The 11366-nt window shown below is 71.7% G+C and carries 11 protein-coding genes; 6 read left to right on the top strand and 5 right to left on the bottom strand.

The genetic code is table 11. The features are described 5' to 3' along the window. Window positions 1-28 precede the first annotated feature (28 nt). Entirely contained in the window at window positions 29-1042 is a 1014-nt protein-coding gene (locus tag ABZ842_RS06830) for a zinc-binding dehydrogenase (RefSeq protein WP_361532840.1), read from the bottom strand. Window positions 1043-1104: 62 nt separating this feature from the next. On the opposite strand from ABZ842_RS06830, the gene ABZ842_RS06835 reads away from it, so the two are divergent. Continuing rightward, a complete protein-coding gene (locus ABZ842_RS06835; protein WP_361532843.1) occupies window positions 1105-1413 on the top strand; it encodes a metalloregulator ArsR/SmtB family transcription factor in 309 nt (102 codons plus the stop codon). A gap of 11 nt (window positions 1414-1424) precedes the next feature. Here ABZ842_RS06835 and ABZ842_RS06840 read toward each other — a convergent pair whose 3' ends face one another. Then, the gene (locus ABZ842_RS06840) at window positions 1425-2018 is read right to left on the bottom strand and encodes a TetR/AcrR family transcriptional regulator (protein ID WP_361532847.1); all 594 of its coding nucleotides are present in this window, start codon (window positions 2016-2018) and stop codon (window positions 1425-1427) included. A gap of 187 nt (window positions 2019-2205) precedes the next feature. Here ABZ842_RS06840 and ABZ842_RS06845 point away from each other — a divergent pair, with 187 nt between their 5' ends. Continuing rightward, window positions 2206-3225, top strand: coding sequence for an aldo/keto reductase (locus ABZ842_RS06845; protein WP_361532850.1), 1020 nt, complete (start codon window positions 2206-2208; stop codon window positions 3223-3225). Window positions 3226-3326: 101 nt separating this feature from the next. Here ABZ842_RS06845 and ABZ842_RS06850 read toward each other — a convergent pair whose 3' ends face one another. After that, entirely contained in the window at window positions 3327-3806 is a 480-nt protein-coding gene (locus ABZ842_RS06850; RefSeq protein ID WP_361532853.1) for a CGNR zinc finger domain-containing protein, read from the bottom strand. A 105-nt stretch (window positions 3807-3911) separates the two neighbouring features. Here ABZ842_RS06850 and ABZ842_RS06855 point away from each other — a divergent pair, with 105 nt between their 5' ends. The 4 genes from ABZ842_RS06855 (at window position 3912) to ABZ842_RS06870 (ending at window position 9536) form a co-directional block, all read left to right on the top strand. Next, window positions 3912-4781 carry an alpha/beta hydrolase gene (locus ABZ842_RS06855; RefSeq protein ID WP_361532856.1) on the top strand — a complete coding sequence of 290 codons (870 nt, stop codon included), beginning with the start codon at window positions 3912-3914 and terminating at the stop codon, window positions 4779-4781. A gap of 97 nt (window positions 4782-4878) precedes the next feature. Beyond that, the gene (locus ABZ842_RS06860; RefSeq protein ID WP_361532859.1) at window positions 4879-5490 is read left to right on the top strand and encodes a TetR/AcrR family transcriptional regulator; all 612 of its coding nucleotides are present in this window, start codon (window positions 4879-4881) and stop codon (window positions 5488-5490) included. A gap of 332 nt (window positions 5491-5822) precedes the next feature. Then, window positions 5823-8105 carry an MMPL family transporter gene (locus tag ABZ842_RS06865; RefSeq protein ID WP_361532862.1) on the top strand — a complete coding sequence of 761 codons (2283 nt, stop codon included), beginning with the start codon at window positions 5823-5825 and terminating at the stop codon, window positions 8103-8105. A 207-nt stretch (window positions 8106-8312) separates the two neighbouring features. Beyond that, on the top strand, window positions 8313-9536 hold the full coding sequence (locus ABZ842_RS06870) for an MFS transporter (protein ID WP_361532865.1): 1224 nt from the start codon (window positions 8313-8315) through the stop codon (window positions 9534-9536). 52 nt (window positions 9537-9588) lie between these two features. On the opposite strand, the gene ABZ842_RS06875 is transcribed toward ABZ842_RS06870, so the two are convergent. Then, window positions 9589-10563 (bottom strand): aldo/keto reductase, encoded by a 975-nt coding sequence (locus tag ABZ842_RS06875; protein WP_361532868.1) that lies wholly within the window; start codon window positions 10561-10563, stop codon window positions 9589-9591. Window positions 10564-10574: 11 nt separating this feature from the next. Beyond that, the gene (locus ABZ842_RS06880; RefSeq protein WP_361532871.1) at window positions 10575-11363 is read right to left on the bottom strand and encodes a thioesterase domain-containing protein; all 789 of its coding nucleotides are present in this window, start codon (window positions 11361-11363) and stop codon (window positions 10575-10577) included. Window positions 11364-11366 lie beyond the last annotated feature (3 nt).

An 11366-nucleotide genomic window follows, 5' to 3' on the forward strand; every position in this document is an offset into this window, starting at 1 on the left:
GTTCGGTACGCCGGCGGAGATGGGGCGTTCAGTCGCTAGTGCGGCGGGCGGGGTCGGTGCTCTGGTGCACGGCGATGGTGATCTTGCCGCGTGGGCGTCGGCGGCCCTCGCCGGCGGAGCCGCCTTCGAGCAGTGCGTGTGCCTGTGCGATGTCGGCCAAGGGGAGCACGGCGCCGATCACCGGGCGGAGTTCGCCCTGGTCGACGAGGTCCCCGAGGGCTTCGAGCTTCGCCCGGCCGGGGCTGACGAAGAGGAAGTGGTAGGTGGCGTTCACGCCCCACGCGGCGAGCAGGTTCTGAGGCTCGGGGATGTCCACGATGGACACCACGCGGCCCCGGTCGGCGAGGACTTCCGGGCTGCGGGTGAGGGTGTCGCCGCCCACCGTGTCCAGGACGACGTCCACCCCGCCCAGCGCGCGGACCTGCGGCACGTAGTCACTGGTCGAGAAGTCGATCGCGGCGTCGGCTCCCAGTCCTCTGACGAACTCGTGGTCCCGTGCTCGCGCGGTCGTCACCACCTCGGCTCCCAGGGCGCGGGCGACCTGGATGGCGGCCGAGCCGACGCCGCCCGCTCCGCCGTGGACCAGGACCCGTTCGCCGGCCCGCACGCCGGCGCGTTCGACCAGTGCCTCCCACACCGTCACGCCGACGAGCGCGAGACCGGCGGCCTCGATGTGCGACAGCCGTGCGGGCTTGCGGGCGACCAGGGCCTGGTCGACGACGTGGAACTCGGCGTACGTGCCCTGCCCGGCGAACACCGGCGCCAGGTACCAGACCTCGTCGCCCGGCTGGAAGTCGGCAGCCCCGGGGCCGGTCTCGACCACCACGCCGGACACGTCGTTGCCGATCACGGCGGGCAGCGCCACCTGGTCGCGGTAGTCGCCGCGTCGGGTCTGCAGGTCGAGGGGGTTCACGGAGGTGGCCAGCACGCGCACCAGCACCTGACCGGGTCCTGGAGTGGGTCTCGGCAGGTCTCGGGTGGCGAACGCGGTGTCCGCGTCACCGAAGCGGACCAGTTCCACCACGCGCATCGAAGTCGACATGCCGCAACCTTAGATCTACATATCGCGAATCGTCAATATGTGCGGTGCGTTACGATCGCCGCATGTTCTCGGAGGCGGAGTTGCTGGCTGTGTTCCGGGCCCTGTCCAACCCGACCCGCCGTCAGATGCTGGTGTGGCTCAAGGAGCCGATGAGCTTCCCCGGTCAGGAGCCCGGCGACGTCGAGATCGGCGTCTGCGTGACCGACATCCAGCGGCGCGTGGGTCTGGGGCAGTCAACCACCTCGCAGTACCTCGCAACGCTGCGGCAGGCGGGGTTGGTGATCGCCACCCGCCGGGGCAAGTGGACCTACTACCGCCGCGACGAGGCGAACATCGCCCGCCTCCTGGAGACCCTGCGCGACGTGTTCTAGGCGCCCGCGCGTCAGGGTGACTGCGGTTGCCGCAGCCCCTGGAGTAGCAGTGCGATCAGTCGGCGGGGGTCGTAGCGCGGGTCGCTGTCACGCCCGATGCAGAGGTTGCCGATGCCGCGCATCAGTTCGTAGGCGTGCGTGCCGGGCTTGATTTCACCTGCGGCGACCGCGGCGTCGAGCAGTTGGGAGCAGACCGGCACCAGGCGGTCGAGGAAGTAGGCGTGCAGCGCGTCGAATCCGCTGTCCGATTGCAGCGTGTTGGCGAGTCCGTGCTTGGTGACCAGGAAGTCGACGAAGAGGTCGACCCACTGGCGGAGCGCGGCGAGCGGGGAGTCGGCGTCGGCCAGCAGGGTCGCGCCGGCCTCGGCGCACGCTTCGACCTGATGGCGATAGACGGCGACGGCGAGGTCCGCCCGGGTCGGGAAGTGGCGGTAGATCGTCCCGATGCCGACGCCGGCCCTGGTTGCGATCTCGCGGATCGGCGCATCGATGCCGGAGGTGGCGAACACCTCGGCGGCGGCGGTGAGCAGCGCCTGCTGATTGCGCAGCGCATCGGCCCGCTTGCTTCGGCTCGACGCCTTCACTGGCTGGTCTGAAGTGGGCACCGCGCTCTCCGTCCGGTTGCTGGTTGACTAAGCGGAACAGTGTTCCGTATCGTATCTGGAACAAGGTTCCGCTTTGAGTTTAGTCGAGCTGGCGCCTCATCGCCGCTCACCCCCAGCGCCGCAGGGTCCGGGACCGGCTCCGTGCAGTTCGCCAACACGCACAAATCCGCCATGGAGGAACACAGCCATGCAGTACCGCACCTTGGGTCGCACCGGTGTGCAGGTCAGCTCCCTCGCGCTCGGCGCGATGAACTTCGGGAGGATCGGGCGCACCACCCAGGACGAGGTCACCGCCGTCGTCGATGCCGCCCTTGAGGCCGGCATCAACCTCATCGACACCGCCGACGTCTACAGCGGCGGCGAGTCCGAAGAGATGGTCGGCAAGGCCGTCGCCGGCCGCCGTGACGACGTCGTGCTGGCCACGAAGGCCGGCATGCCGGTGGGGGAGGAGCGCCATCGCCGGGGCAGCTCGCGCCGCTGGCTGGTCACCGCGCTGGAGGACAGCCTGCGCCGCCTCGGCGTCGACCACGTCGATCTCTACCAGGTCCACCGATGGGACCCGAGCACCAGTGACGAGGAAACCCTGTCCGCGCTGACCGACCTCCAACGCGCCGGAAAGGTCCGCCACTTCGGCTCGTCGACGTTCCCCGCGCACCGCATCGTCCAGGCGCAGTGGGCCGCCCGCGAGCACCGGCTGAGCCGCTACGTCACCGAACAGCCCAGCTACTCGATCCTTCAGCGCGGGGTCGAGACCCACGTTCTGCCCGTGACCGAGGAGTACGGCCTCGGCGTGCTGGCGTGGAGCCCCCTGGCCTCGGGCTGGCTGTCCGGCGCGGTCCGCGAAGGCCGGAAGGTCGCCACCAACCGCTCCACCTTCATGCCGCAGCGCTTCGACACCGCACTCCCGTCCAACCGGGCCAGGCTCGATGCGGTCGAGCAGCTGGCCGAGGTCGCCGACGGCGCCGGGCTGACGATGATCCAGCTCGCCCTCGGCTTCGTGACCGCGCACCCCGGCGTGACCAGCGCGCTCATCGGCCCCCGCACGCTGGACCACCTGCACTCGCAGCTCGCCGCCGCCGACACCGTGCTCTCCGGCGACGTGTTGGACGCGATCGACGCCATCGTCGCGCCCGGTGTCGACCTCGCCGCGCACGAGAAGAACGACACCCCACCCGCGCTGCTCGACCCGTCGCTGCGTCGCCGGTAGCCGCTCGGAGAGTAGTACTCGCGCGGGCGCCCCGGTCATCTCCCGGGCGCCCGCCGGGACGGGCGTACGGCCGACCCGGCGCCACCGAAGCCCGGGGCAGGTCAGCGGGTGCGCTCGTAGTGTCGACGCGCCTTCTCGCGGTTGCCGCAGACGGCCATCGAGCACCAGCGGGCGCGGTTGGCGCGGCTGCGGTCGAGCAGGAACAGCTGGCACTCGTCGTTGGCGCAGGGGCGCAGCCGGCCGGGCATGTGCTGCTCGGTGGCGGCCCAGGCGAGGACCATCTCGACGGCCAGCCGGGCGTGCGGGGGAGTCTCGACCGTCCACTGAAGGCCGTCCGAAGTGAACTCCGGGATCTGGTGGACCCCTTCGAGCAACGGACCCAGCGCGGTGGGCGAACACTCTCCGCGCACCACGTCCCGCAGGGCGTCCCGCGTCTTGCGCAGCAGCGCCAGTTCCGTAGGGCTGCCGTCGCCGCCGTGCTCGCGCGCCCAGCGTCTGGCTCCGGCCGGGTCGCCGAGCGCGTCCTGTTCCTCGCCGTTGATCAGCGGCCTGCTGTTGAGCAGGTCCAGCAGTGCGTCCATCGGTCACCCCTCTCTTTCTAACCGGATCGAGTCGCTTGACAGGTTAGCTCACTCATGCTTGCCTGGCGAGAGGCTAACCGGATTGAATGCTTGAAGGGGTTAGATATGAGCTCAGTACGCCATCGGACCGCCGTCGTCGACGGTCATGAGATCTTCTACCGCGAGGCCGGCCCCGCCGACGCCCCTGCGATCGTGCTGCTGCACGGCTACCCGACCAGCTCGTTCATGTTCCGCGAACTGATCCCGCTGCTGGCCGACCGCTACCGCGTCATCGCGCCGGACCACCTCGGCTTCGGCCACTCCGACGCCCCGCCCGCGACGGAGTTCGACTACACCTTCGACGCCCTCGCCGACCTCACCTCCGCGCTGCTCGGCCAGCTGGGCCTGGACCGCTACGCCCTCTACGTCCAGGACTACGGCGCCCCCATCGGATGGCGCCTCGCGCTCAGGCACCCCGAACGGATCTCCGCCCTCGTCACCCAGAACGGCAACGGCTACGAGGACGGTTTCGTCGAGTCGTTCTGGGACGGCCTCTGGGCCTACGGAGCGAACCCCGGCCCCGACACCGAACCCGCCGTCCGCACCGCGCTGAGCCGCGACGCCATCCGCTGGCAGTACGTGCACGGCGTGCCCGACCCGAGCCTGGTCAGCCCGGACACCTGGGAGCACGACCACGCCCTCGTCTCCCGCGAGGGCAATGACGAGATCCAACTGGCGCTGTTCCGCGACTACCAGAACAACCGCCCGCTCTACCCGCTGCTGCACGAGTTCCTGCGCAGCAGCGACGTCCCGGTGCTCGCCGTCTGGGGCCGCAACGACGAGATCTTCGGTCCGGCCGGCGCACGGGCCTTCGCCCGCGACGCCAAGGACGCGGAAGTGCACCTGATCAACGGCGGTCACTTCCTGCTGGAGAGCCACCTGGACGTCGTCGCGGGCTATCTGCGCGGCTTCCTCGGGCGGGTGCTGGCGCCGTGAACCCTTAGAGAAAATCGCGTTTTCGAAAATTTGATTTTCGATATGTGGGGCGGGTACGGTTCACCTGTCAGCATCGAACGACCGGATCAGGAGCGTCATGGCCGAGGCACCGGAGGCATCGCGTCGGCGCAAGCTCACCCCGGAGCGGGAGCAGGAGCTGCTGCGGGTGACGGCGGAACTGGTCGGCGAGGTCGGGTACGACAGCCTCACCATGGCGGAGGTGGCCCGGCGGGCCAAGTGCAGTACGGCCACGCTCTACCGGCAGTGGGAGAGCAAGCCGCGGCTGGTGATCTCCGCGTGGCGGGCGCACGGCCGCGAGCGGCTTGAGGCGTTCGCCGGGATCGACACGGGCGGCCTCCACAGCGATCTGACGACCTATGTGCACCTGCTGGTCACCAACGACCCGGACAAGGAGACCTTCGCGTCGCTGCCCCAGGCGATCGTGCAGGACGAGGCCCTGATGGGCGTCGTCCGAGAGGTGCTGATCCACCCCATCGTCAACGACCTGACCAGACTGCTGGAGCGGGCCGTGGACCGGGGGGAGATCGCCGCGGGGCACCCGGCCCTCGCCGTCGCGGAACAGGTCGTGTTCGGTCCCTGGCTCGCGCTGGACATCCTCTACGGCTCCCCAGCCACCGAAGAACAGCTCATGACCGTCATCGACACCGTTCTGCTGCCGGCTCTCAAGGCTCCGCCCACCGCAGGCTGAGCGGGTCCACCGCCGAATGACCGGGTCCACTGCCCGGTAACCAGGTCCACGGCCGGGCAACCGGGTCCACGGCCCGGTGACCGGGTGAACTGACCACCACGGAGCCGGTTCCGGTTCCGGTTCCGCACGAGCACCGCTCGCAGTCGGCCGCGCGCACCCCGGCGCGCGGCCGACGACTTCACCGTGCCACGACGCGGCCCGAAGGCCGTGTCCCTCCCCGGCACGCCCATCCACCGATCCGCGGATCCGCCTCGGGCCGGAGTCCGTCGCGCCCTCGCGCACCGGTGGCACCACACGCCCATCTGCACTTCCTGATTCGGAGTATCAACCGCATGGCTACGTTCCTGCACGGGGTCGGCAGCTTCGCCTTCCGACGGCGTTGGCTGGTCGTCCTTCTGTGGACCCTCGTCCTGGGCGCCGTGGGGGTCGGCGCCGCGAGCAGTTCGGGGTCGCCCAGCACCGCCATCACGCTGCCCGGCACCGAGGCACAGCGGGCGATGGACCTGCTGGCGGAGAAGTTCCCGGCCGCCAACGCCGACGGGGCCACCGCCCGCGTCGTCGTCCGGGCTCCCGACGGCGAGCAGATCGGCGCCGCCGAACACCGGGCCGCGCTGGAAGCGACCCTGACGGACGTGAAGGAGTCCTCCGACCGCGTCGGCCAGGTCACCGACCCCTTTGCCGCCCGCGCGGTGAGCGCCGACGGCAGCACCGCGTATGCGCAGGTCACCTACACGGCGGCGGACACGGAGCTGACCGACCGCGACCACAGCGGTCTGGAGCGGGCCCTGGAGTCGGGCCGGGACCGGGGCCTGACGGTGGAGGCGTCCGGCAACGCCCTGGCACCCCCCGCGGTGAGCCACACGGCCGAGGTCGTCGGCTTCGCGCTCGCCGCCGTCATCCTGGTCATCACCTTCGGTTCCCTGGTCGCCGCCGGGCTGCCGCTGCTCACCGCGGTGGTCGGCGTGGGCGTCACCATGGCCGCCATCACCGCCCTCAGCGGCCCCCTCGACCTCAACAGCAACACGCCGGCCCTCGCCACCATGCTGGGCATCGCGGTCGGCATCGACTACGCCCTGTTCATCGTCTCCCGCTACCGCTCGGAGCGCGCCGACGGGCACGACGCGCAGGAGGCCACCGCCCGGGCCAACGGCACGGCCGGGTCGGCCGTCGTCTTCGCCGGGCTGACCGTGGTCATCGCCCTCGCGGGCCTCACCGTGGTGAACCTGCCCATCCTCACCTCGATGGGCCTGGCCGCCGCCGGGGCGGTGATCGTCGCCGTACTCGTCGCCACCACCCTGGTCCCCGCCCTGCTGGGCTTCGCCGGGGAGCGCGTCCGCGGCAAGGCCCGCAAGCGGCCCGCCGCCGGACCGACCGGCCAGGACCGGTCGCCGCAGGACCGCACACCGAATGACCGCACGCCGCAGGGTCGTACGCCGCTGAGCCAGCGCTGGATCAGCCACGTCCTGCGCAAGCCCGCGAGGACCCTGGTCCTGGCCGTGCTGGCGCTGGGAGTCATCGCCCTGCCCGCCACCAAGCTCGATCTCGGACTGCCCGACGACGGCTCCAAGTCCGCCTCCTCCACCCAGCGCAAGGCGTACGACATGCTGGCGCAGTCGTTCGGCCCCGGCGTCAACGGCCCGCTGACCGTGACCGTCGACGACCGCGACCCCGCCGTCGCCCGCGACGGCGCAGCGGAACTCGGCAAGACCCTCGCGGCCCGGCCCGACGTGGCGGCGGTGACCCCGGCCGCGTTCAACGAAGCGGGCGACACCGCCATCCTCACCGTCGTCCCCCGGAGCGCTCCGGACAGCGACGCCACGGAAGAACTCGTCGACGAGATCCGCGGCCTGGCCGACACGATGGAATCCGACACCGGGGCGCGCGCCCTGGTGACGGGCACGACCGCGCTCAACATCGACATCTCCGCGAAGTTCAGCGCCGCGATCCTGCCCTATCTGGCACTCGTCGTCTCACTGGCGGTCCTGCTGCTGATCCTGGTGTTCCGCTCAGTCCTCGTCCCCGTCAAGGCGGCCCTCGGCTTCCTGCTGTCGGTGCTGGCCTCCCTCGGCGCGCTCGTCGCCGTCTTCCAATGGGGCTGGCTCAAGGACCTGTTCGCACTGGAGCAGACCGGTCCCGTGATGAGCCTGATGCCCATCTTGATGGTCGGCATCGTCTTCGGCCTGGCCATGGACTACCAGGTGTTCCTGGTCACGCGGATGCGGGAGGCGTACGTCCACGGCGCCGACGCCCGGGCCGCCGTCGTGAGCGGATTCCGGCACAGCGCCACCGTCGTCACCGTCGCGGCCCTGATCATGATCTCGGTCTTCGCCGGCTTCGTCGGCTCCGACGACTCCATGATCAAGTCCCTGGGCTTCGGGCTGGCGGTCGCCGTCGTCTTCGACGCCTTCGTCGTCCGCATGACGATCGTGCCCGCCGCGCTCGCCCTCCTCGGCGACCGCGCCTGGTCCCTGCCCCGCTGGCTGGACCGGGCCCTGCCGGAGGTCGACATCGAGGGCGAGAAGCTCACCCGGCCGACGCCCCCGCCCACCGGTCCGTCCGCCGGTGCCGCGCAGCGCGAGCCGAGCCGTGCGAACGTCGGGGACGCGTCTCACTGACCCGTCCACCCCGGCACAGGCGGTAGGGGGCCCGACCGAAGAGGCCCCCTACCGCCCGCGGGGCTGTCAGCACCGTGGACTTTAGGCCAGCCTTGGCCAGCCTCCCGCCAACAGGGCCCGTACCAGCGCCGTTGTGGATACGTTGAAGGCCCTCGACCGTGGGACGGGAGGGGCAGGGAGCAACAGACGCGAACAGGAAGAGATCGCATGGTCGCGGCACAACCGGCGCTCTGGCGCAAACTCGCGGTGCTCGTGGCCCTGATGCTGGCCGCCTTCACGTTCAACACCGCGGAGAACTTGCCGATCGGCCTCCTGGAGCTCATCTCCGACGACTTACGGGTCTCCCTGTCCGCGGTCGGCTACCTGGTCACCGGCTACGGCGTGACCGTCGCCGTGGTGTCCCTGCCGCTGGCCCACGCCACCCGCGCCATGCCCCGGCGGCACGTCCTGACGGTGCTGCTGGCGGCGCTCGTCGTGTCCAGCCTGATGTCGGCGCTGGCCACCTCCTACTGGGTGCTGCTCGCCGCCCGGCTGGTCACCGCGCTCGCCCAGGCGCTGTTCTGGGCCGTGATGGGGCCGGTCGCGGTGGGCCTGTTCGCTCCCGAGGTGCGCGGGCGCGTGGTCGGGGCGCTGTCCGTCGCCGGTTCGCTGGCGTTGGTCCTCGGTGTTCCCGCCGGCACCTGGCTGGGGCAGCAGAGCAGTTGGACCGTGCCGATCGCGGTGCTGGCCGGGCTCGGGCTGGCCTCCCTGGTGACGATCGCCGCACTGCTGCCGACCTCCCGCCCGGAGGAGGGGCACGCCGCGTACGGCACCGCGCCCGACACCCGCCGGTTCGGCATCGTCCTGGCGACCACGACCCTCTCCGTCACCGGCGCGTTCGCGGGCTTCACCTACGTCGTGAAGTTCCTCGGCGAGGTGAGCGGGTTCTCGGACGGCACCGTCAGCGGGCTGCTCGCGGTCTTCGGGCTCGCCGGCGTCGCCGGGGTGAGCATCACCGGGGCGTTCTTGGACCGCTTCCCCCGCGGCGCCCTGACGACGGCCGTGACCACGCAGGCGGTCGGACTCCTCGGCCTGTACGCGACCGGTTCGTCCCCGGTGGCGGCGGTGGTGTTCCTGGCGCTGCTCGGCGGTTCGCTGGGGCCCGTCTTCATGGCCACCCAGAACGAGATGCTGCAGTGCGCGCCGGCCCGCACGGAGATCGCCCTCGCCGCCAACTCCGCCGCCTACAACGCCGGCATCGCGGCGGGCGCCGCACTCGGCGGGCTGGTGCTGCCGCTCACCGGCGTGCGCGGCGCGTTCCTCGTCGGCGGGCTGCTGACCGTCGCGGCCTGCGCGGTGCTCGTCGTCGGAGAGCGCCTGTGGCCCGCGGCGAAGACGGCACCGGTCGAACCGGAGGAGTCGACGCAGGACGGGGTCGTCGAACGCCGCTGACGCCGACGGGCACACGGGCCCGTCGGCGTTCGCGAGGCCCGGCCGGCCGGTGTCACCAGGCGTACGCCTCCGGCGCCGGCCCCTTGGGACCGGGGAACAGCGCGTCGAGTTCCTTCAGCCGGTCCCCGTCGAGCGAGATCCGCAGCGCGCCGAGGCCGTCCTCCAACTGCTCGACCGTACGGGGCCCGAGGATCGGTGCGGTGACGCCCGGCTGGTGCAACAGCCAGGCCACCGCGACCTGTGCCGGCGCCCGTTCGAGGTCGGCGCACCACTTCTCGTACGCCGCGACCGCATCGCGATGGTGCTGGAGCTGCCGGGCCGACTTCGGCAGGCCGGTGCGGCCCCCGGCGGCGGCGCGGCGCAGCGCCCCGCTGAGCAGTCCGCCGTGCAGGGGGCTGTAGGGCAGCAGCCCCACGCCGTAGTTGCGGCAGGCCGGCAGCACCTCCAACTCGACGGTGCGCTCCAGCAGGTTGTACACGGACTGTTCGCTGACGGGGCGCACGCCGCCGCGGTGCAGGGCGTGTTCCTGGGCCCGGGTCAGGTGCCAGCCGGCGAAGTTCGACGTGCCGAGATACGTCACCTTGCCCTGGGCGACGAGGAGTTCCAGCGCCTGCCAGGTCTCGTCCCACGGCGTCCGCCGGTCGACGTGGTGCACCTGGAGGACGTCGAGGTGGTCGGTGCCCAGGCGCCGCAGGGAGTCCTCGCACGCCTTCTTGATGTGGATCGCCGAGAGCCGCCCCGCGTTGGGCTCGCGCCCCATCATCCCGTACACCTTGGTCGCGAGGACGATCCGATCGCGGCGCGCGGGGTCCTTGGCCAGCCAGGAGCCGATGATCTGCTCCGTCTCGCCCGCCCCGAGCCGTGAGCCGTAGGTGTTCGCGGTGTCGACGAGATTGACGCCCCGGTCCACGGCCCGGTCCAAGATGGCGTGCGCCTCCGGCTCGGGGGTGTGCACGCCGAAGTTCATCGTGCCCAGACCGAGCCGGCTGACCGTGAGACCCGAGCGGCCGAGTTGTGTGTACTTCATGGGCGGTGCCTTCACCTCTCGACGGCGGAGCGGGACGTGGCCGAGCGGACGGCGTCCAGCCGCCGCCCCAGGTCGGTGACGAGCGGCCCCGGGGCCCGCTGGACGACGTAGTGGTCACCCGGGAGCCGTACGACGGTGGCGCGCCCGGTGGTGTGCCGCGTCCACGGCCGGGCGGGCACCTCGTCCCGCTCGCCGTAGTACGCGACGACGTCGCAGGCCAAGGGGGTCGTGGGCGGTCGGTGCCCGGCGTACAGCGCCAGATCGGCCCGGAACGCGGGCAAGGTCAGTTCGACGAGCTCCGCCAGCAGCTCCGCGTCGGCGAGCCCCGTGGCGCGGACGGCCGCCCGGGTCATGCGCTCCAGGGCGGCGTCGTCGAGGCGGGCGTGTTCCGCGGGGTCGACGCGGTCCGGCGAGCAGCCGGCGACCCCCAGCAGCTCCGGCGGCGCGAGCGCGGCGACGTCCCGGGCGAGCCGGGCGCCCAGGCTGTGGCCGAAGTAGACGAGCGGCCGGGGCGCGCCGTGGCGGCGCAGGGCCCCGACGGCGTCGGCGACCTCGCGCGCCGCCGCCGACGAGTCGGTGTGGAAGGGCTCGGTGAACCGTGCGCCGCGGCCCGGCAGACAGACCGCGGCCAGCCGCCAGGACGGCCGGATCCGCGCCACCCAGGAGTTGAAGGCGGACGGGCCGCCGCCCGCGAACGGCATGACCACGAGGTCGAGTTCGGGCTCCGGCGGATCGTGCAGGAGCGTCAGGGCGGGGGGCGTGCGCAGCGCCCCCGGCCCCGTCTCGTACGCATCGGCCATGGT

The organism is Streptomyces sp. NPDC047315 (genome assembly GCF_040643215.1).
GTDB lineage: Bacteria > Actinomycetota > Actinomycetes > Streptomycetales > Streptomycetaceae > Streptomyces.

Bases quoted from the DNA above. Each gene is read 5' to 3' on its own strand.
- ABZ842_RS06830 (WP_361532840.1), bottom strand. From the start codon at position 1,042: ATGTCGACTTCGATGCGCGTGGTGGAACTGGTCCGCTTCGGTGACGCG.
- ABZ842_RS06835 (WP_361532843.1), top strand. From the start codon at position 1,105: ATGTTCTCGGAGGCGGAGTTGCTGGCTGTGTTCCGGGCCCTGTCCAAC.
- ABZ842_RS06845 (WP_361532850.1), top strand. From the start codon at position 2,206: ATGCAGTACCGCACCTTGGGTCGCACCGGTGTGCAGGTCAGCTCCCTC.
- ABZ842_RS06850 (WP_361532853.1), bottom strand. From the start codon at position 3,806: ATGGACGCACTGCTGGACCTGCTCAACAGCAGGCCGCTGATCAACGGC.
- ABZ842_RS06855 (WP_361532856.1), top strand. From the start codon at position 3,912: ATGAGCTCAGTACGCCATCGGACCGCCGTCGTCGACGGTCATGAGATC.
- ABZ842_RS06860 (WP_361532859.1), top strand. From the start codon at position 4,879: ATGGCCGAGGCACCGGAGGCATCGCGTCGGCGCAAGCTCACCCCGGAG.
- ABZ842_RS06865 (WP_361532862.1), top strand. From the start codon at position 5,823: ATGGCTACGTTCCTGCACGGGGTCGGCAGCTTCGCCTTCCGACGGCGT.
- ABZ842_RS06870 (WP_361532865.1), top strand. From the start codon at position 8,313: ATGGTCGCGGCACAACCGGCGCTCTGGCGCAAACTCGCGGTGCTCGTG.
- ABZ842_RS06875 (WP_361532868.1), bottom strand. From the start codon at position 10,563: ATGAAGTACACACAACTCGGCCGCTCGGGTCTCACGGTCAGCCGGCTC.
- ABZ842_RS06880 (WP_361532871.1), bottom strand. From the start codon at position 11,363: ATGGCCGATGCGTACGAGACGGGGCCGGGGGCGCTGCGCACGCCCCCC.